Raw genomic sequence first — 19,560 nt, 5'->3', positions numbered from 1 at the left:
ACGCGGGGCAGGCCGCTTCGCGCCGGCCCGTCCCCACCCACCCCCACCCCATGGGCCCAGACCCGTGCCACCAGCGATGGGGTGCCCTTCAGTGCGAGGGGCACCGCACCAGCGATGGGGTGCCCCTCAGCGAGAGGAGCACCCCATCGGCGTAGGCACAGCGCCGGCGTTACGGCAGTGCCAGCATCCGCTCCAGCGCCAGCTTGGCGAACTGCTCCGTCTCGCGGTCCACCTCGATGCGGTTGACCAGGTTGCCCTCGGCGAGCGACTCCAGGGTCCACACCAGGTGCGGCAGGTCGATGCGGTTCATCGTCGAGCAGAAGCAGACCGTCTTGTCGAGGAAGACGATCTCCTTGTCCTCGGGCGCGAAACGGTTCGCGAGCCGTCGTACGAGATTCAGCTCCGTACCGATCGCCCACTTCGAGCCGGCCGGAGCCGCCTCCAGGGCCTTGATGATGTACTCCGTGGAGCCCACGTAGTCCGCCGCCGCGACGACCTCGTGCTTGCACTCGGGGTGGACGAGGACGTTCACCCCGGGGATCCGCTCGCGGACGTCGTTCACCGAGTCCATCGAGAAGCGGCCGTGGACCGAGCAGTGACCCCGCCACAGGATCATCTTCGCGTCCCGCAGCTGCTCCGCGGTCAGCCCGCCGTTCGGCTTGTGCGGGTTGTAGACGACGCAGTCGTCGAGGGACATGCCCATGTCGCGGACCGCCGTGTTGCGGCCCAGGTGCTGGTCGGGCAGGAAGAGCACCTTCGAGCCCTGCTCGAAGGCCCACTCAAGGGCCCGCTGGGCGTTCGACGACGTGCAGATCGTGCCCCCGTGCTTGCCCGTGAACGCCTTGATGTCCGCGGACGAGTTCATGTACGAGACGGGTACGACCTGCTCGGCTATCCCGGCCTCGGTGAGCACGTCCCAGCACTCGGCGACCTGCTCGGCGGTGGCCATGTCGGCCATCGAGCAGCCCGCGGCGAGGTCCGGCAGCACGACCTTCTGGTCGTCGCCCGTCAGGATGTCGGCCGACTCCGCCATGAAGTGCACACCGCAGAACACGATGTACTCGGCCTCCGGGCGCGCGGCCGCGTCCCGGGCCAGCTTGAAGGAGTCGCCCGTGACGTCCGCGAACTGGATGACCTCGTCGCGCTGGTAGTGGTGGCCGAGCACGAAGACCTTGTCCCCGAGCTTCTCCTTGGCCGCGCGGGCGCGCTCCACCAGGTCCGGGTCGGACGGCGAGGGCAGGTCGCCGGGACACTCGACGCCCCGCTCGCTCCTCGGGTCGGCCTCGCGGCCGAGCAGCAGCAGGGCGAGGGGCGTCGGCTGTACGTCGAGCTCCTGGGTCTGGGCGGTGGTCACGACACGCACCCTTTCTGTTCTGCGGCTCGCCGGGCTCGTAGGGAGCGGGCCCGGCGGAACGATGCCTTTTCGTCGAATTGACGCTATCTATCATAACCGCTTCACGTCACGTTGACGATGTCCATAGCGTCGATGTGACGTGAATCCCGGTCGCCTCTACGGCAGATGACATCCAGGTGTCAGCCGGGTTGTCCGTGCGGTTGTCCACAGGTCGGTGCTCCTGCCTGGGCGCATGTGCGAGCATGAAGAGCGAAGGCAAAAGACAAGCGCTCGGCCCGGAATGAATCCGCGGCCCCGCCGGTTGCAACCGTCGGCAAGCAGTCTCCGTACAACCCGGGAGAGAAGCAGATGTCCGTATCGGACGAGACCACCACCGTGAGCGACGGCATCATCCTTTCCGACGCCGCCGCGGCCAAGGTCAAGGCCCTGCTCGACCAGGAAGGCCGCGACGATCTGGCGCTGCGCGTCGCCGTTCAGCCCGGCGGCTGCTCCGGCCTGCGCTACCAGCTCTTCTTCGACGAGCGCTCTCTCGACGGCGATGTCGTCAAGGACTTCGGCGGCGTCAAGGTCGTCACCGACCGCATGAGCGCTCCGTACCTGGGCGGCGCGTCCATCGACTTCGTGGACACCATCGAGAAGCAGGGCTTCACGATCGACAACCCGAACGCGACGGGCTCCTGCGCCTGCGGCGACTCCTTCAGCTAGGCCCCTAGCTCGCCGGCGCCGAGCCCGCGGCGCACGGCTGAGCACGTATGGCCGAACGCGTAAGGCTGAACGCGTACGAAGGCGGCGTCCCCCTCCGACAGGGACGCCGCCTTCGCCGTGTTCACCGGCGCATGAGGCGGGACTGATCTTCGGGTGAGAGCGCCGGAGGCATCGCGATGGAGTTCCGACCGTCCGCGCTCGTGACTTCGAGGGCCCAGAACGGTGCGAGGGCCAGGTCGTCGGTCGAGGAGACGCGCACCAGCTGAAGATGCCCCCCGATCACCGACACCTCGACCAGCGGCTTCCCCGACGTCGCGCTGTGGGCGGGCTGGGCCGCGTTGAGCTGTTTCAGCGCCTCGTCCGCGTCGATCAGCGGGTATGCGGCGCCCTTGCCCTTCACGGGCAGTCGCAGCGACCCGCCACCGCCCACGATGCGCCCGTCCCCATCGACCTGCAGTGTCGTTTCCCAGCCGGAGGTCGCCAGCCCGTCGATCACCGGGTCGGCCCACACCTGTGTCACGCCCTCCGACTCCCAGTGCTCCAAGGTCACCTCGGGGTTCACCACTCCCAGTTTCTTGAGCACGGGCAGCGCGACCGCCTTCGCGACCCGATCGCTCGGCAGCTTCGGCGTGCCCGTAGAGGAGCACCTGGTGCTTGGCTTGCAGCGGTCCGGGCCTCCGAGCGCCCGTGTCTGAAGGACCCAGGTCCCCGGCGCGGTCCTGTGCATGCTGAGCTCCGGTGTCCTGCCGTCCTTGCGGACCCCGGTCGTCCACCCGTCCTCCGTGGCCCGCAGGTCCTCGATGCCGAGCACGTCCGCCAGGTGCGCCGCCTCCGCGGCGGTGACCGCCCCCTTCGCCCGGTAGATCGGAGCCGAGCCGTTCGCCTTCGGGAGAGGAGCGATCGCCCGATAGGTGACGTCGGGGAAGGGAGTGGGGGTCTCGACCGCCACGGGTGGTCCGCCCCTGATCCCGAGTGGCGGGAAACTGGGTTCGACGGTCGGCGAGGGCTCGGCAGTGCCGACGCCTTCCACGGTCCGCGCCACGTGCTTCGTGCCGCCGTCGGACGCCCGGAGCAGTCCGTACGTCCCACCGCCCAGGAGCAGCAGCGCCGCCGCGGCGATCAGAAGGACCGCCCGCGCCGACCACCGACCGCCGGACGCACTCCGCCCACCCCGCCTGTCGTCTCCCGCGCCCAGTACGTCATCCACCGGGCCCAAGTCGCCGCCGTGCCGAGGCTCGTCGTCCCCCGAGCCCGGTACGCCCCCACCGGCATCCACCGTTTCACCCTCCGCTCATCCGTCCGCCCCGCAACCGCCGTATCCCACAGGTTCCTTGGGGCGGACGTCAATGGAGCGGAGAGCCCGTTCACGGAGAGAGCGTCCCTGCGCGAACCTCGGAGAGGCGCCCGACACGTAACCGCCCGTCCCGGCACGCACTGCCCCACGCTCGTCCTGGCATGCACTGCGCTCGGCTTCGCTCGCGCGGGGGACCTCCATGCCGCGTTGCCGAAACGCGGCTACCGCGCCTACTGCGGCTGCGCCGACCTCGCTTCGGGGACGGTCATCTTCCCCTCCGGGATCTCCTTGCCGTCCGACCCCACGACTTTGCGGTCACCGAGCGGCTTGTCCAAGTGCACCGTCTTCTCGTAGATCTTGGCGATCAGGATGCAGATCTTGTCCGGCCAGGGCTTCTCGGTCACCGTGACCGTCACCTTGTCCGAGCTCTCGCTCGCCGAGGCCGAGTAGTCCGCGCACACCCCGCCCGTGAAGCTGACCGTCAGGTCCTGCCCGTCGACCGTGTAGCCCTGCACCCTGACATCGCGCGTGGTCGGCGCTGCGGTCGGTTCGTCGCCCGGTGCGGTCGGCGTGGGGCTCGGTTGGACGGACGGCTGCCCGGGGGCCGTCGGTGCGGTCAGATACCGCGGCTCGACGGCCGGATGCGTCACCGTGAAGCTGTCGTCCGCCCCCTGCGTCCGTACCTGGAACAGCCAGGACGGCACCAGCGTCTGCCGCCCGTTCGCATAGTGCGTCGCCAGCCCGAAGGTGGCCTTCTCGACGGTCACCGCCTGAGGCGTCGGCGTCACCGTCGCATGCTCGCACGGCATCTCGTCCCGGTCCTTCAGCGGTACGGGGCTGGCGCAGCCGCCGATGCCCTTGCGTCCGCCGCCCGCCGCGGACGCCGACCCGTTCATCAGGTCCAGGGTCTTGCGCGCGCTGATCACGGGGTACGTGTCCCCCTTCACCGGCGCCTTCATCTGGCCGCTGCCGCCGAAGACCTTGCCCTCGGAGTCGACCTGGAGACCGGTGGTCCAGCCGTAGGTCGGCAGCCCGCCGACCACCGGGTCCGCGTTCACCACACGTACCCGGTCGTCGTTCATGAGCTGGCTCGCGTCCAGCTTCGCGTCGTCCTGGCCGACCGCCTTCAGCACGGGAGCGGCCGCCTTCTTGGCCTCCTCCTCGCTCACCGCCCCGGGGCGCAGTCCAGCCAGGCCACTGGACCCGACGGGGACACAGCGCTTGCCCTTGGGGCAGTTGTCGGTCCCCGGCAGATACGAGCTGAAGGTCCAGGTCCCGGGCGCGTTCAGGTTCACCCGCAGGTTCGGTTCCGAGCCGTCCTTCGTGGCGCCGACCGTCCAGCCGTCCCCGACCAGCCTCGGTGTGCCCGCCAGGCCGAGGGCCTTCGCCAGCCGGGCCACCTCGGCCTTCGTCACCTCGCCCTTCGCCCAGTACACGGGCGCCGAGTCCGGGCCGCCCGGCAGCTTGCCGTCCGCGTGGTAGGTCGTGCCGTACGGGTTGGGCTCGCCGGGCGCGATGCCGTTCGTGTCGCCCGTACCGCTCGTGGTGGCCTCGGAGTAGCCGTCGAGGGCGAGCGTCGGGGGAGTGCCGTCGCCGCCGGGGGCCCCCGAGCCGCCGCGGCCGTTCCCGCCGGACGCGGTGGCCGCGAAGTACGCCCCGCCGCCCCCGACCAGCAGCACCGCTGCCGCGACCGAGGCGACGACCACCGGGGAATGCCGACGGCGCGGTGCGGCTGGCTCGGCGCCCTCGGAGGGACCCTCGCCCGGACCCTCGCGCAGACCCTCGGCAGGACCCACGGCGGCACCCTCGACGGGTTCGCTCGCGTCGTTGTCGGGTCGCTCGGTGCTCACCGCATCGCTCCTTCGGCTCCACTGCTGTCCCTTGACCCGGCCCTGTCACACAGGGGCACTGAGGGTCGTATACCGCATCCCCTTTACGGGGGACAGCGATGGGACGCACCGGGGGAGCGCGCGGTTCCCTGCGAGCGCTCACCGAATTCCCCCGTTCGGCGTCGCCCGTTCGGCCGTACGCGGATCAGTCGCCGTAGTCGGACATCGCGTCCAGCAGCCGTGCGGAAGTCGGCGGCACGGTCACCCCGTGGATGCGTGAAGGAGACACCGGGAGGGAAGTGACCGTGGCGGGAGCCGACCAGTGAGCGGCCATCCGGGCGCAGTCGCCGCGAAGCGACGCCAGATCGCCTTCGAGGTCGAGCGGAGCGGAGCCGTGGACCTTGAGGTTCGTCATACCGGAACCGTAAGCACCGATCCTGTCACGAAGAAAGATCTACTATCGGGTAGTTTTGCCCGCTTCAGCGGGACCGCGCGGACCGGGTAGCGTGAACTGTCAATCCCCTCCCCTCGCAGGAGCGTGTCCTAGCCGTGCGTATCGCAGTCACCGGCTCCATCGCCACCGACCACCTCATGACCTTCCCCGGCCGTTTCGCCGACCAGCTCGTCGCGGATCAGCTGCACACGGTCTCCCTCTCCTTCCTGGTCGACAACCTCGACGTGCGCCGGGGCGGGGTCGGCGCGAACATCGCCTTCGGAATGGGCCAGCTCGGCACCCGGCCGATCCTGGTCGGGGCGGCGGGTTCCGACTTCGACGAATACCGCGCCTGGCTCGACCGCCACGGCGTCGACACCGACTCGGTCCGCATCTCCGAGGTCCTGCACACCGCGCGCTTCGTGTGCACCACCGACGCCGACCACAACCAGATCGGCTCGTTCTACACGGGTGCGATGAGCGAGGCCCGCCTCATCGAGCTGAAGGCCGTCGCGGACCGGGTCGGCGGCCTCGACCTGGTCCTGATCGGCGCGGACGACCCCGAGGCGATGCTCCGCCACACCGAGGAGTGCCGCTCCCGCACGATTCCCTTCGCCGCCGACTTCTCGCAGCAGATCGCCCGGATGAACGGCGACGAGATCCGGATACTGCTGGACGGGGCGACGTACCTCTTCTCGAACGAGTACGAGAAGGGGCTCATCGAGTCCAAGACCGGCTGGACGGACGAGGAGATCCTGGGCAAGGTCGGCTACCGCGTGACGACCCTCGGCGCGCAGGGCGTACGCATCGAGCAGGCGGGCGAGGAGACCATCGAGGTCGGCTGCCCGGAGGAGGAGCGCAAGGCCGACCCCACGGGCGTCGGCGACGCGTTCCGCGCGGGCTTCCTCTCCGGCCTCGCCTGGGGCGTCCCGCTGGAGCGCGCCGCCCAGGTCGGCTGCATGCTCGCCACGCTGGTCATCGAGACGGTCGGCACCCAGGAGTACCAGCTCCGCCGCGTCCACTTCATGGACCGCTTCACCAAGGCGTACGGCCATGACGCCGCCGCCGAGGTCCAGGCGCACCTCGCCTGACCCACTCGCCCGCCCTTTTCGAGTGAAGGGGTACCCGTACCCCTTCACTCCGGGCGTGCCCGGGTCAGCTTCACTCCGGGCGTGCCCAGGTCAGCCTCACTCCGGGCGTGCCTAGGCCAGCCGCCGCACCACGTAGGCCGTCCCCTTCTCCATCGGCTCCTCACCCACGTACTCCTGCCCCCGCATCTCGCACCACGCCGGGATGTCGAGCCGGGCCGCCTCGTCGTCGGAGAGGACACGCACGGTCCCGCCGACCGGAACGTCCCCGATGACCTTCGCCAGCTCGATCACCGGGATCGGGCACCGCTTGCCCAGCGAGTCCACGACGAGGGTGTCGGCGGCCGCGGACGTCTTCGCCGGCGCCGTCGGGGCCCCCAGCTTCTCGCGGACCGCGGAGACGCCACCGGGCAGGACCGACAGGAAGCGGTCGACGTCCTCTTCCGCCGTGCCCGGCGGCAACGACACGCGAACGTTGCCCTCGCTCAGAACGCCCATGGCCTTCAGGACGTGGCTGGGCGTCAGCGTGCTGCTGGTGCAGGACGAACCGGAGGAGACCGAGAAGCCCGCCCGGTCCAGTTCGTGCAGCAGTGTCTCTCCGTCGACATAGAGACAGGAGAAGGTGACGATCCCCGGCAGCCGGTGGATCGCGTCGCCGACCACCTCCACGTCCGGGACCAGTTCGGGGACTCGCCCGCGGATCCGGTCCGTCAGCTCCCGCAGCCGCCCGGCCTCCACGGCCGCCTCCGCGCGTACGGCGCGCAGCGAGGCCGCCGCGGCCACCACGGCGGGGATGTTCTCGAACCCGGCCGCCCGTCCCGACTCCCGCTCGTCCGGGGGCCCTTGGGGCGAGAACCGTGTCCCCTTCCGTACGACGAGCAGCCCGACGCCCGAAGGTCCACCCCATTTATGGGCACTTGCCGTCAACAAGGACCAGTCGCCCTCGACGCGCGCCCAGCCCAGCGACTGCGCCGCGTCGACCAGCAGCGGGACCCCTGCCGCGCGGCACGCCTCGGCCACCGCGGCGACCGGCTGCTCCGTCCCCACCTCGTGGTTGGCGGACTGCAGACAGGCGAGAGCGGTGTCGGGGCGCAGGGCCTCCGCGTACACGGAAGGGGACACCCTGCCCGCACGGTCGACCGGGATCTGTGTCACCGAACCACCCGCCGCCTCGTGGACATCTGCCGAATGAAGCACCGACGAGTGTTCGACGGCTGACACGATCAGGTGGCGTCCGACGCGGCGCCGGCCGGCCAGCGCGCCCTCGATCCCGGTGTGCACCGCCCGCGTACCGGACGAGGTGAAGACCAGCTCGTCCGGGCGACAGCCCACCGCCTCGGCCGCCGCCTCACGCGCGGCGTCGAGCAGCAGCCGCGCCCGCCGTCCCTCCCGGTACAGGCGGGCGGGATCGGCCCACCCCTCGTCGAGCGAGGCCTGCAGGGCCTGCCGGGCGACGGGGTGGAGAGGAGCAGCGGAAGCAGCATCGAAGTAGGCCACACCTCAACGCTAAATCCTCCGGCCAGGGCATTGCGCGCGGGGGAGCGAGGCGATGACATCAGGCGGCTCCGCCGCGTGGGCGCGACAAGCCACCGACGGGCCCGCGGTCGCCGTAGATGCCCCGCCCCCGAGCCATGGAGCGCCCCGAACCCCCCGTCAGAAGGCACCCGGAGCCGGGCATTCCACCCCTTCGGGGTGCCTGGCGGCGCGTTGGGCACCCTCCCCGCGCGACCCCAAATAGCGTCCAGTAGGGTTTGGTCCGCATAAACATCCAAACCCCTGCCCGACGCAGGGCGGCGACCGACCAGCGAGAAGGCCGCAGCCAGTAGCGCGGGCGAGACTCTCGGGAAGGCGCTACGTGAGTCCCAACGGCTCCGACCGCTCGCCGCGGCGCCCGATGCGGCGGAAGCTGCTGCAGGCAATGACTGCGGGCCTGGTCCTGGCGACAGCCACCGGTTGCTCGTACAACTGGGAAGACTTCCCCCGCCTTGGTATGCCCACCCCGGTCACGGAAGAGGCTCCGCGGATCCTCTCGCTGTGGCAGGGGTCCTGGGCGGCCGCGCTCGCCGTTGGCGTGCTGGTGTGGGGCCTGATCCTGTGGGCGGCCATGTTCCACCGGCGCAGCCGCACCAAGGTGGAGGTTCCTCCGCAGACCCGGTACAACATGCCCATCGAGGCGCTGTACACGGTGGTCCCGCTCATCATCGTCTCGGTGCTGTTCTACTTCACCGCCCGTGACGAGACGAAGCTCCTCAGCCTCAAGCCGAAGCCCGACGTCACTGTGAACGTCGTCGGCTTCCAGTGGAGCTGGGGCTTCAACTACATCGCGGACGTCCCCGGTTCCACCGGGAACGCGAAGACCGACAAGAACCTGGCTGCCATTCCGGACCGGTTCAAGAACGACTTCCCGGCGAACGCCGGCGGTGTCTACGACGTCGGCACGCCCGGTACGCGGAACCCGCAGACCGGCAACCCGGGTCCGACCCTCTGGCTCCCCAAGGGCAAGACGGTCCGCTTCGTCCTCACTTCGCGTGACGTCATCCACTCCTTCTGGGTGGTGCCGTTCCTCATGAAGCAGGACGTCATCCCGGGCCACACCAACTCCTTCCAGGTGACCCCCAACCGTGAGGGCACCTTCCTGGGTAAGTGCGCCGAGCTGTGCGGCGTCGACCACTCCCGGATGCTCTTCAACGTGAAGGTCGTCTCCCCCGAGCGCTACGAGGCCCACCTCAAGGAGCTCGCGGCGAAGGGACAGACCGGTTACGTCCCGGCCGGCATTGAGCAGACGGGCCACGAGAAGAACCGGGAGACGAACAACCTGTGAGCATCCTCAACGAACCCCAGGGTGCCGCCGAAGCCGAAGACTCGTACGAGAACGAGCTGCCGGTACGGCGCAAGCAGCCCGGCAACGTCGTGATCAAGTGGCTCACCACCACTGACCACAAGACGATCGGCACGCTGTATCTGGTCACGTCGTTCGCGTTCTTCTGCATCGGCGGCGTCATGGCGCTGCTCATGCGCGCCGAGCTCGCCCGGCCTGGTCTGCAGATCATGTCGAACGAGCAGTTCAACCAGGCGTTCACGATGCACGGCACGATCATGCTGCTGATGTTCGCGACGCCGCTGTTCGCCGGTTTCGCGAACTGGATCATGCCGCTGCAGATCGGCGCGCCCGACGTGGCGTTCCCGCGGCTGAACATGTTCGCCTACTGGCTCTACCTGTTCGGCTCGCTCATCGCGGTCGGTGGCTTCCTCACCCCGCAGGGCGCGGCCGACTTCGGCTGGTTCGCCTACAGCCCGCTGTCGGACGCGGTCCGCTCGCCGGGCATCGGCGCCGACATGTGGATCATGGGTCTGGCCTTCTCCGGCTTCGGCACGATCCTCGGCTCGGTCAACTTCATCACCACCATCATCTGCATGCGCGCTCCGGGCATGACGATGTTCCGCATGCCGATCTTCGTGTGGAACGTGCTGCTGACCGGTGTGCTGGTCCTGCTGGCCTTCCCGGTCCTCGCGGCCGCGCTGTTCGCCCTGGAGGCGGACCGCAAGTTCGGTGCCCACATCTTCGACGCGGCAAATGGCGGAGCCCTACTCTGGCAACACCTCTTCTGGTTCTTCGGCCATCCAGAGGTGTACATCATCGCCTTGCCATTCTTCGGAATCATTTCCGAAGTCATCCCAGTGTTCTCACGCAAGCCGATGTTCGGCTACATGGGCCTCATCGCCGCCACCATCTCCATCGCCGGTCTGTCCGTGACCGTGTGGGCCCACCACATGTACGTCACCGGTGGTGTGTTGCTGCCGTTCTTCTCCTTCATGACGTTCCTCATCGCCGTGCCAACGGGCGTGAAGTTCTTCAACTGGATCGGAACGATGTGGAAGGGGTCCCTGAGTTTCGAGACCCCGATGCTCTGGGCCACCGGCTTCCTGATCACCTTCACGTTCGGTGGTCTGACCGGTGTCATCCTGGCCTCGCCGCCGATGGACTTCCACGTCTCGGACTCGTACTTCGTGGTGGCGCACTTCCACTACGTGGTCTTCGGCACCGTGGTGTTCGCGATGTTCTCCGGCTTCCACTTCTGGTGGCCGAAGATGACGGGCAAGATGCTCGACGAGCGCCTCGGCAAGATCACCTTCTGGACGCTGTTCGTGGGCTTCCACGGCACGTTCCTCGTCCAGCACTGGCTGGGCGCGGAGGGCATGCCGCGTCGGTACGCGGACTACCTCGCGGCCGACGGCTTCACGGCGCTGAACACGATCTCGACGATCAGCTCGTTCCTGCTCGGCCTGTCGGTCCTGCCGTTCCTCTACAACGTGTGGAAGACGGCCAAGTACGGCAAGCCGGTCGGCGTCGACGACCCGTGGGGCTACGGCCGTTCGCTGGAGTGGGCCACCTCTTGCCCGCCGCCGCGGCACAACTTCCTCACCCTGCCGCGGATTCGCAGTGAATCCCCGGCGTTCGACCTGCACCACCCGGAGATCGCCGCTCTCGAACAGCTCGAGAGCGCCGGTCACGGGACGTCGGCTCTGTCTGGTGGCAAGGAGGCCGGCAAGTGAAGGTCCAAGGCAAGATGTTCATCTGGCTGGCCGTCTTCATCCTCGTCATGGCGATCGTCTATGGCGTGTGGTCGAAGGAGCCGGCCGGCACCACGGCGCTCTTCCTGGCCTTCGGCCTGAGCATGATGATCGGCTACTACCTGGCCTTCACGGCCCGGCGGGTCGACGCGCTGGCGCAGGACAACAAGGACGCGGACGTCGCGGACGAGGCCGGCGAGGTGGGCTTCTTCAGCCCGCACAGCTGGCAGCCGCTCGCGCTCGGTGTCGGTGGCGCGCTCGCCTTCCTGGGCGTCGTCTTCGGCTGGTGGCTGCTGTACTTCTCGGCCCCGATCATCCTGATCGGCCTGTGGGGCTGGGTCTTCGAGTACTACCACGGTGAGAACCGCACGCAGTAGCACGCGCCGAACAGCCGGGAGCCCGGATACTCCGCCAGGAGTGTCCGGGCTCACTCGTTTGCCACGCGTCACGTACCTCACGCGGGTCACTCGCCGTGCCGTGGTTGACGGTCGTTCATAGCGTGGAGGCATGAGCCACTCACCGCGCATCCGCACGGTCGTCAGCTGCACCACGCTGGTGGTCGCCCTCGGCACTGGCGTCGCCGCCTGCAGCGCTGACGACCACCCGCTCTCGGCGAAGCCGTACGACGCGGCGGGACAGATCACCTTCAACGGCAGCAGCGGCAACCAGAAGGTCGACCCCGACAAGCCCCTGGAAATCGTCTCCCTGACCGAAGACGGGCGTATCACCGACGTCACGGCCACGGACGCCTCGGGCCGCTACGTGGTGGGCGAACTGGCCGCCGACGGCAGCCGCTGGCACAGCACCTCACCGCTGGCCGCAGGGGCCCACTACACGGTGCGCGTGAGCACTGAGGACGGCAGCGGCGCTCCCGGCCGCAAGGTCCTCGACTTCGACACCACCACGCCCAAGACGAAGAAGCAGTTGGACGTGAAGTTCGGGCCCGAGGCGGGCAAGTACGGCGTCGGCCAGCCCGTCACCGCCGAACTCAGCGCCCCCGTCAAGGACAAGGCCGCCCGCACGATCGTCGAGCGCGCCCTCAAGGTCGACTCGGTGCCCGCCGCGGAGGGCGCCTGGCACTGGGTGAACGACAAGATGCTGCACTACCGGCCCAAGGACTACTGGCCCGCGAACGCCACCATCCAGGCGCACAGCAACCTCGCGGGCATCAAGATCGCCGACCGTCTCTGGGGCGGCAACGCCAAGTCCCTGACGCTCACCACGGGCGATCGCCTCATCGCCGTCACGGACGCTGCCGCGCACTCCATGACGGTCTACCGCAACGACCAGCCGATCAAGACGATCCCCGTCACCACCGGCAAGCCCGGCTTCGAGACCCGCAACGGTGTCAAGGTCGTCCTGGAGAAGCAGTACTTCGTACGGATGCGCGGGACCACCGTCGGCATCGCCGAGGGCAGCGCGGACTCCTACGACCTGCCCGTGTACTACGCGACCCGCGTCACCTGGAGCGGCGAGTACGTGCACGCGGCGCCCTGGTCGGTGGGCGAACAGGGGTATGCCAACGTCAGCCACGGCTGCACCGGGATGAGCACCGGCAACGCCGAGTGGTTCTTCAACAACGTGCGCCAGGGCGACATCGTGAAGGTCCAGAACTCCAACGGGGCCACGATGGCCCCGTTCGACAACGGCTTCGGCGACTGGAATCTCAACTGGAAGACCTGGCGCCAGGGCAGCGCCCTGGTCGGCGGGGTTCCCGACGGCCCGGCCCCGCAGGACAGGGCCAGACTGCGCCCCGAGTCAGTGTGAGTTCGACGCGTGCGACCGCGCCCCGTCAGGGGCGCGGGGCTGTGACATGAGTGGCTCCGCCGCGTGGGCGCGACGAACCACGGACGGCCCGCAGTCGCCCGAGCACCCGGCCATCCGGCCATCCGGGTTCTCAGGCGCCGAGAAGTGCCTTGCGCCGCAGCAGAGAGGCCAGAGCGGCGGCGAACTCGACGGGGTCCACCGGATGCGTCACAGCGGCATCCGCACGGCTCCACGTGGCCAGCCAGGCGTCCTGGGGCCGGCCGATGAGCACCAGCACGGGCGGGCAGTTGAAGATCTCGTCCTTGATCTGCCGGCACACCCCCATGCCGCCCATGGGCACCGCTTCGCCGTCCAGCACACAGACGTCGATCCCGCCCTTGTCCAGCTCCTTGATGACGGCGCCGGGGGTCGCGCACTCGATGAACTCGACGGAGGGAACGTCCGGAGCGGGCCTGCGCCCAGTCGCCAGCCGCACCTGTTCGCGGGTGTTGGAGTCGTCGCTGTAGACGAGCACCGTGGCGGTCGGCTGCATTGTTCCTCCGCGTCTTTGGTCGGGAACCACTGGTACCGATGGCGCGGATGCTACTCCCTTGAACAGCTCGTCAACACCGGTTCGGACAGGGCTTCGATGGGCCATACGGGCTGGACACACCCCGTCAACACCCCGAACGGCACCCCCCGGGGTGAGGGCGGGATAAGCGACCGACATAATGTCGGTCGTGGCGACAGCAACGACAGTAGAAACCGGGCACGCGCACCCGTCGGTCAATCGGCCGAACCTCACCAGCGTCGGAACCATCATCTGGCTGAGTTCCGAGCTGATGTTCTTCGCGGCCCTCTTCGCGATGTACTTCACCCTGCGATCGGTGACCGGGCCGGAGCACTGGAAGGAAATGGCGTCCAGCCTGAACCTTCCGTTCTCGGCGACGAACACCACGATCCTGGTGCTCTCCTCCCTGACCTGCCAGCTCGGCGTGTTCGCCGCCGAGCGCGGGGACGTGAAGAAGCTCCGGATGTGGTTCATCGTCACCTTCATCATGGGTGCGATCTTCATCGGCGGTCAGGTGTTCGAGTACACCGAACTGGTCAAGAAGGACGGGCTCTCGCTCTCCTCCGACCCGTACGGCTCGGTGTTCTACCTGACCACCGGCTTCCACGGACTGCATGTGACGGGCGGTCTGATCGCCTTCCTGTTCGTCCTCGGCCGCACCTACGCGGCCCGGAGGTTCACTCATGAGCAGGCGACCGCCGCCATCGTCGTGTCCTATTACTGGCACTTCGTCGATGTCGTCTGGATCGGCCTCTTCGCCACGATCTACTTGATCAAGTAATCGGGCCCACGCCCGAACATCCAGAAGCACCGACGCAGAAGATCCTGACACCGGGGTAATCCGTGAAAAAGCTCTCCGCACGACGACGCCATCCGCTGGCGGCGGTCGTCGTCCTACTCCTCGCGCTGGCGGCCACCGGGGGGCTGTACGCCGTGTTCGCGCCCGCGAGCAAGGCGCAGGCCGATGAAACCGCCCAGTCCCTCGCCATCGACGAGGGCCAGAAGCTCTACGCCGTAGGCTGCGCCAGCTGCCACGGCACCGGCGGTCAGGGGACCTCCGACGGGCCGAGCCTTGTGGGCGTCGGCGCAGCGGCGGTCGACTTCCAGGTCGGCACCGGCCGTATGCCGGCCCAGCAGCCGGGCGCGCAGATCCCGAAGAAGAAGGTCATCTACTCGCAGGCCGAGATCGACCAGCTCGCGGCGTACATCGCCTCGCTCGGCGCCGGTCCCTCGATCCCGACGAAGAGCCAGGTCAGCCCCGAGGGCGCGGACATCGCCAAGGGTGGCGAACTCTTCCGCACCAACTGCGCGCAGTGCCACAACTTCACCGGCAAGGGCGGTGCGTTGACGCACGGCAAGTTCGCGCCGAGCCTCGAGGGTGTGGACCCGAAGCACATCTACGAGGCCATGCAGACCGGCCCGCAGAACATGCCGTCCTTCCCCGACACCACGCTGTCGTCGAAGAACAAGCAGGACATCATCGCGTACCTCGACGCGGTCAACGGTGACGACACCGAGAACCCCGGCGGTCTCGAACTGGGTGGCCTCGGGCCGGTCAGTGAAGGCCTGTTCGGCTGGATCTTCGGCCTCGGCACCCTGGTCGCCGTCGCCGTCTGGGTCGCCGCTCGGACCGCAAAGGCCAAGAAGTCATGAGTAGCCAAGAGATTCCAGAAGAGAACGTGCCCGCTGAGCGGGCCACCGACGAGCACGGTCGCGCGGTAGCCGTCGCGGACGAGACGAACCCGTTCGCGGACCCCGGGCTGCCGCCCCACGAGCACCGTGTCCAGGACATCGACGAGCGGGCCGCCAAGCGGTCCGAGCGCATGGTCGCCATGCTGTTCACGCTGTCGATGCTGGCCACCGTCGCCTTCATCGCCTCGTACGTGGCGATCCCGAACGACAAGTCGATCTTCGTCTTCCCGATCGGGCACATCAACGCGCTGAACTTCGCGCTGGGGCTGACCCTCGGCGTGGCGCTGTTCTCGATCGGCGCGGGCGCGGTCCACTGGGCCCGCACCCTGATGTCCGACATGGAGATCGCCGACGAGCGTCACCCGATCGAGGCGGAGCCCGAGGTCAAGGCCAAGGTTCTGGCCGACTTCAAGCAGGGCGCCAAGGAGTCCGCGCTCGGCCGCCGCAAGCTGATCCGCAACACGATGTTCGGCGCGCTGGCCCTGTTCCCGCTCTCCGGCGTCATGCTGCTGCGCGACCTCGGTCCGCTGCCCGGCACGAAGCTGCGCCACACGCTCTGGTCCAAGGGCAAGCTGCTCGTCAACGTGAACACGAACGAGCCGCTGCGTCCCGCGGACGTCGCCGTCGGTTCGCTCACCTTCGCCATGCCCGAGGGCCTGGAGGAGCACGACGAGGACTTCCAGAAGGAGATCGCCAAGTCGGCCCTGATGATCGTCCGGCTGCAGCCGGACAACATCAAGGACAAGCAGGAACTCGAGTGGTCCTACAACGGGATCGTGGCCTACTCGAAGATCTGCACCCACGTCGGTTGCCCGATCTCCCTGTACGAGCAGCAGACGCACCACGCGCTGTGCCCGTGCCACCAGTCCACCTTCGACCTCTCCGACGGTGCCCGAGTCATCTTCGGCCCGGCCGGTCACCCGCTGCCGCAGCTGCGCATCGGCGTGAACGACGAGGGTTACCTCGAGGCGCTCGGCGACTTCGAAGTGCCCGTCGGTCCTGCATTCTGGGAGCGCGGATGAGCACTACCACCACCTCCGACTCGCGCTCGCGCGAGAAGGCACCCGCGGGTGAGCGGGTAGCCGACTGGGCCGACGGCCGCCTGGGGATCTACAGCCTGGCCAAGGCCAACATGCGCAAGATCTTCCCCGACCACTGGTCGTTCATGTTGGGTGAGGTCTGCCTCTACAGCTTCATCATCATCATCCTCACGGGTGTGTACCTGACGCTGTTCTTCCACCCGTCGATGAACGAAGTGCAGTACAACGGCAGCTACGTCCCGCTGCAGGGCCAGCTGATGTCCGAGGCGTTCAACTCGACCATGCACATCTCCTTCGATGTGCGCGGTGGTCTGCTGATCCGGCAGATCCACCACTGGGCGGCGCTGGTCTTCCTCGCCGGCATGTTCGTGCACATGATGCGTGTGTTCTTCACGGGCGCGTTCCGCAAGCCGCGTGAGGTCAACTGGGTCTTCGGCTTCCTGCTGTTCGTCCTGGGCATGTTCACCGGCTTCACCGGTTACTCGCTCCCGGACGACCTGCTCTCCGGCACCGGTGTCCGCTTCATGGAGGGCGCGATCCTGTCCGTGCCGATCGTGGGCACGTACCTGTCGTTCTTCCTCTTCGGCGGCGAGTTCCCGGGCGGCGACTTCGTGGCCCGCTTCTACTCGGTCCACATCCTGCTGCTGCCGGGCATCATGCTCGGCCTCGTGGTGGGGCACCTGATCCTGGTCTTCTACCACAAGCACACGCAGTTCGCGGGCCCCGGCAAGACCAACAACAACGTCGTCGGCATGCCGCTGCTGCCGGTCTACATGGCCAAGGCCGGAGGCTTCTTCTTCCTGGTCTTCGGTGTCGTCGCGGCCATCTCGGCGGTTGCCCAGATCAACCCGATCTGGGCCATCGGCCCCTACCGTCCGGACCAGGTGTCCACGGGCGCCCAGCCCGACTGGTACATGGGCTTCTCCGAGGGCCTGATCCGTGTCATGCCGGGCTGGGAGGTCAACCTCTGGGGCCACACGCTCGTCCTGGGCGTGTTCATCCCGCTGGTGATCTTCCCGCTGGTCCTGGTCGCGATCGCGGTCTACCCGTTCCTCGAGTCCTGGGTCACCGGCGACAAGCGCGAGCACCACATCCTGGACCGCCCGCGCAACGTCCCGACCCGGACGGCGTTCGGTGCGGCGTGGATCAGCTGGTACTTCGTCCTGCTCGTCGGTGGTGGCAACGACATCTGGGCCACGCACTTCCATCTGTCGATCAACTCGATCACCTGGTTCGTCCGGATCGCGTTCTTCATCGTGCCGGTGCTGGTGTTCATCGCCACCAAGCGGATCTGCCTCGGCCTCCAGCGCCGCGACCGGGACAAGGTGCTGCACGGCCGTGAGTCGGGCATCATCAAGCGCCTGCCGCACGGTGAGTTCATCGAGGTGCACGAGCCGCTCAGCCAGGACGGGCTGCACACCCTCACCGCGCACGAGCAGTACATGCCGGCCGAGATCGGCCCGATGGTCGACGAGAACGGTGTCGAGCGCAAGGTGCCGGGCACGCAGCGACTGCGCGCCAAGTTCAGCAAGGGCTTCTACGGGGAGGGCAACCAGATCCCCAAGCCCACGGTCGAGGAGTACAAGGAGATCACGAGCGGCCACGGCCACCACTGATCTGCTGACCGATCCTTATTGATCGCCACGGTAAGAGCCCTCGTCCATTGCCTGGACGGGGGCTCTTTGCCGTCCCCCGGGCTGGATAGGGTGTTCCTATCTACAGGAGTCCCTTTCCGGGACGGACCCAGGAGCGGCTTATGAGCGCTGTGAACCCCGCTGGAGGCGACATCGCGGCGGGCCGTTCCTGGCCCGTGGTACTGAACGGCCTCCTCGACGGACGTGACCAGAGTGCGGACGACACCGCCTGGGCGATGGACCGCATCCTGCGCGGCGAGGCGACCGACGCCCAGATCGCCGGGTTCGTGGTGGCGCTGCGGGCCAAGGGCGAGACCGTCGAGGAGATCACCGGACTCGTCCGGACGATGTACGAGCACGCGAATGTGATCGAGGTGCCGGGACCGACCGTCGACATCGTCGGTACGGGCGGCGACGGCGCGAAGACCGTCAATATCTCCACCATGTCGGCGATCGTGGTCGCCGGGACCGGCGCCAAGGTCGTCAAGCACGGCAACCGGGCCGCGTCCTCGGCGTCCGGCTCCTCGGACGTCCTGGAGAAGCTCGGTGTCAACCTCGAGCTGCCGCTGACGCGGGTCGTAGAGGTGGCCGAGGAGGCCGGGATCACCTTCTGCTTCGCGGTGAAGTTCCATCCGGCGCTGCGTCATGTGGCGGCGGCGCGCGGCCAGTTGGGGATCCGGACGACGTTCAATGTCCTCGGTCCGCTCACCAACCCCGCGCGGGTGAAGGCGCAGGCGGTGGGTGTCGCGGATCCGCGGATGGCGCCGATCGTGGCGGGTGTCTTCGCCGAGCGCGGGAACTCCTCGCTGGTCTTCCGCGGCGACGACGGCCTCGACGAGCTGACGACCACCTCGACCTCCAGGGTCTGGGTCGTCCGCGACGGCAAGGTGACCGAGGAGCGCTTCGACCCGCGCGACGTCGGCATCGACCTCGTCCCGGTGGAGGCCCTGCGTGGCGCCGACGCCTCGTACAACGCGGATGTCGCCCGTCGCCTGCTGAACGGCGAGACCGGGCCCGTACGGGACGCGGTGCTGCTCAACGCGGCGGCGGCCCTGGTGGCCCTGTCGCCGGGCGAGGGACCGCTCCCGGAGCAGCTCCGCGCCGGAATGGAGAAGGCGGCACAGGCCATCGACTCGGGCGCCGCGAAGAAGACGCTCGACCGGTGGGTGGCGGCCAGCAACGCCTGAGCCGTACGTCGGCTCGCGGGCCGTGCGTGCTGGTCGGCCCGCGGGCCGCGCGCTGTGATGCAAGGCGCAGTCCAGGATCCGGACTGCGCCTTGCGCGTCGAAGATCTTCTGGCAAGATGCTGTACCAGGTCATGAGCGACAGTCATGAGGCCCCGGCCGACTGTCCGGCAACCCTCCGTCCGTGGCGGGGTGCCCCGGGTGAAGACCAGGCCGTAGGCAGCGAGGTCTACGGCAAGCGCGGACCCCTCGCCCTCTTTTGAGTGGATACAGCCCAGGGGTCCTGGTCGTTCGAGGGAGCCTTCTGTGAGCAAGCGAATGCGATAGGGCGTAGAGCCCCGCCTCCGCATACCCCTTTTCACCCTTTCCCGCGCTGAGCCGTACCTCCGTGTACCCGCTCGCGCGGTGATTCCCCGCG

At 68.3% G+C, this 19,560-nt stretch carries 17 protein-coding genes and 1 riboswitch; of the genes, 11 read left to right on the top strand and 6 right to left on the bottom strand.

Features of this window, described 5'->3' with window-relative positions; genetic code table 11:
- Nucleotides 1-169 precede the first annotated feature (169 nt).
- Nucleotides 170-1,354 carry a quinolinate synthase NadA gene (nadA, locus tag IEY95_RS36365; RefSeq protein ID WP_189190461.1) on the bottom strand — a complete coding sequence of 395 codons (1,185 nt, stop codon included), beginning with the start codon at nt 1,352-1,354 and terminating at the stop codon, nt 170-172.
- Nucleotides 1,355-1,702: 348 nt separating this feature from the next.
- Between nadA and IEY95_RS36360 the strand changes: the two genes are divergently transcribed.
- Nucleotides 1,703-2,059, top strand: a complete 357-nt coding sequence (locus tag IEY95_RS36360; protein ID WP_028805207.1) for an iron-sulfur cluster assembly accessory protein — start codon at nt 1,703-1,705, stop codon at nt 2,057-2,059.
- Nucleotides 2,060-2,180: 121 nt separating this feature from the next.
- Here IEY95_RS36360 and IEY95_RS36355 read toward each other — a convergent pair whose 3' ends face one another.
- The 3 genes from IEY95_RS36355 to IEY95_RS36345 all read right to left on the bottom strand — a co-directional run bounded on the left by IEY95_RS36355 (nt 2,181) and on the right by IEY95_RS36345 (nt 5,597).
- Complete coding sequence (locus IEY95_RS36355) at nt 2,181-3,335, bottom strand: hypothetical protein (RefSeq protein WP_189190460.1); 1,155 nt, start codon at nt 3,333-3,335, stop codon at nt 2,181-2,183.
- Between the two features lie 248 nt (nt 3,336-3,583).
- Nucleotides 3,584-5,203, bottom strand: coding sequence for a hypothetical protein (locus tag IEY95_RS36350; RefSeq protein WP_229703595.1), 1,620 nt, complete (start codon nt 5,201-5,203; stop codon nt 3,584-3,586).
- A 184-nt stretch (nt 5,204-5,387) separates the two neighbouring features.
- Nucleotides 5,388-5,597, bottom strand: a complete 210-nt coding sequence (locus IEY95_RS36345; RefSeq protein ID WP_189190459.1) for a hypothetical protein — start codon at nt 5,595-5,597, stop codon at nt 5,388-5,390.
- Between the two features lie 134 nt (nt 5,598-5,731).
- Between IEY95_RS36345 and IEY95_RS36340 the strand changes: the two genes are divergently transcribed.
- Nucleotides 5,732-6,706: a carbohydrate kinase family protein gene (locus IEY95_RS36340; protein WP_189190458.1), complete on the top strand. Its 975-nt coding sequence runs from the start codon at nt 5,732-5,734 to the stop codon at nt 6,704-6,706.
- Nucleotides 6,707-6,817: 111 nt separating this feature from the next.
- On the opposite strand, the gene IEY95_RS36335 is transcribed toward IEY95_RS36340, so the two are convergent.
- A complete protein-coding gene (locus tag IEY95_RS36335) occupies nt 6,818-8,200 on the bottom strand; it encodes a cysteine desulfurase/sulfurtransferase TusA family protein (RefSeq protein WP_189190457.1) in 1,383 nt (460 codons plus the stop codon).
- Nucleotides 8,201-8,558: 358 nt separating this feature from the next.
- On the opposite strand from IEY95_RS36335, the gene ctaC reads away from it, so the two are divergent.
- The 4 genes from ctaC (at nt 8,559) to IEY95_RS36315 (ending at nt 13,042) form a co-directional block, all read left to right on the top strand.
- Nucleotides 8,559-9,524, top strand: a complete 966-nt coding sequence (gene ctaC, locus IEY95_RS36330; RefSeq protein ID WP_189190456.1) for an aa3-type cytochrome oxidase subunit II — start codon at nt 8,559-8,561, stop codon at nt 9,522-9,524.
- Nucleotides 9,521-11,257: an aa3-type cytochrome oxidase subunit I gene (gene ctaD / locus IEY95_RS36325; RefSeq protein ID WP_189190455.1), complete on the top strand. Its 1,737-nt coding sequence runs from the start codon at nt 9,521-9,523 to the stop codon at nt 11,255-11,257. The genes ctaC and ctaD overlap by 4 nt, the downstream gene beginning before the upstream one ends.
- On the top strand, nt 11,254-11,652 hold the full coding sequence (locus IEY95_RS36320; protein WP_189190454.1) for a cytochrome c oxidase subunit 4: 399 nt from the start codon (nt 11,254-11,256) through the stop codon (nt 11,650-11,652). The genes ctaD and IEY95_RS36320 overlap by 4 nt, the downstream gene beginning before the upstream one ends.
- A gap of 130 nt (nt 11,653-11,782) precedes the next feature.
- Nucleotides 11,783-13,042, top strand: coding sequence for a L,D-transpeptidase (locus IEY95_RS36315; protein ID WP_189190453.1), 1,260 nt, complete (start codon nt 11,783-11,785; stop codon nt 13,040-13,042).
- 130 nt (nt 13,043-13,172) lie between these two features.
- Here IEY95_RS36315 and IEY95_RS36310 read toward each other — a convergent pair whose 3' ends face one another.
- Nucleotides 13,173-13,574, bottom strand: a complete 402-nt coding sequence (locus tag IEY95_RS36310; RefSeq protein WP_189190452.1) for a response regulator — start codon at nt 13,572-13,574, stop codon at nt 13,173-13,175.
- Between the two features lie 178 nt (nt 13,575-13,752).
- Between IEY95_RS36310 and ctaE the strand changes: the two genes are divergently transcribed.
- From ctaE to trpD, 5 genes are all read left to right on the top strand, one after another.
- Complete coding sequence (gene ctaE / locus IEY95_RS36305; protein ID WP_189190451.1) at nt 13,753-14,373, top strand: aa3-type cytochrome oxidase subunit III; 621 nt, start codon at nt 13,753-13,755, stop codon at nt 14,371-14,373.
- A 62-nt stretch (nt 14,374-14,435) separates the two neighbouring features.
- Nucleotides 14,436-15,245 (top strand): cytochrome bc1 complex diheme cytochrome c subunit, encoded by an 810-nt coding sequence (gene qcrC / locus IEY95_RS36300; RefSeq protein ID WP_189190450.1) that lies wholly within the window; start codon nt 14,436-14,438, stop codon nt 15,243-15,245.
- Nucleotides 15,242-16,306 (top strand): cytochrome bc1 complex Rieske iron-sulfur subunit, encoded by a 1,065-nt coding sequence (gene qcrA, locus IEY95_RS36295; RefSeq protein WP_189190449.1) that lies wholly within the window; start codon nt 15,242-15,244, stop codon nt 16,304-16,306. Before qcrC ends, qcrA begins: the two co-directional genes overlap by 4 nt.
- Nucleotides 16,303-17,940: a cytochrome bc1 complex cytochrome b subunit gene (qcrB, locus tag IEY95_RS36290; protein ID WP_189190448.1), complete on the top strand. Its 1,638-nt coding sequence runs from the start codon at nt 16,303-16,305 to the stop codon at nt 17,938-17,940. The genes qcrA and qcrB overlap by 4 nt, the downstream gene beginning before the upstream one ends.
- Nucleotides 17,941-18,080: 140 nt before the next feature.
- The gene (trpD, locus tag IEY95_RS36285; protein ID WP_189190447.1) at nt 18,081-19,145 is read left to right on the top strand and encodes an anthranilate phosphoribosyltransferase; all 1,065 of its coding nucleotides are present in this window, start codon (nt 18,081-18,083) and stop codon (nt 19,143-19,145) included.
- Nucleotides 19,146-19,272: 127 nt separating this feature from the next.
- Nucleotides 19,273-19,389: riboswitch (SAM riboswitch) on the top strand.
- The last annotated feature ends 171 nt before the right edge of the window (nt 19,390-19,560 follow it).

The organism is Streptomyces albiflavescens (assembly GCF_014645835.1).
Taxonomy (GTDB): Bacteria; Actinomycetota; Actinomycetes; order Streptomycetales; family Streptomycetaceae; genus Streptomyces; species Streptomyces albiflavescens.
Note: the sequence above shows the minus strand (reverse complement) of the source record. Positions and strands in the feature narration are given on the sequence as shown.